Below are 459 nucleotides of genomic sequence, written 5' to 3'. Positions count from 1 at the left end.
CTCAACACCCAGAATCCCGAAATTGAAAAAGCCCTGGCCCGCGCCGAAGCCGAAGCGAAAGCCAAAACCATGAGCAAGATTCGCGACGCGGCCACGAAAGACCAGTCGGTGGTAGCCAAAGACTCGACCATGCGCGATTTCTACAACAGCTACGACCCGTTTGCGGTGACGGATGCCGACAAAAAGAAATACCAGGATTACCTGGCGTCACTCAACGAGGAGGAGCGCAAAACGCTCGAATCGAAGAACAACTTTTATACGCTGACGCTGAAAAACAAGGGCGGTTTGCCCATGCCGGTGATCATTCGGATGCAGTTTGAGGACGGCACGGATTCGGTGGCGCGGTTTCCGGCGGAGATCTGGCGGTTCAACGATGCGCAGATCAACAAGGTGATTGCGACCAGCAAGAAGGTGACGCAGTGGACGCTCGATCCATTCCAGGAAATCGCCGACATCGAT

General features: G+C 54.9%; 1 pseudogene. It reads left to right on the top strand.

The features are described from left to right. Window positions 1-459 (top strand): annotated as a pseudogene (locus tag FH871_RS32280) (M1 family peptidase); the annotation flags it as partial.

Origin of the sequence: Larkinella sp. C7, assembly GCF_006149005.1 — a bacterium.
GTDB lineage: Bacteria > Bacteroidota > Bacteroidia > Cytophagales > Spirosomataceae > Larkinella.
This window is presented reverse-complemented; position numbering and strand designations above follow the sequence as displayed.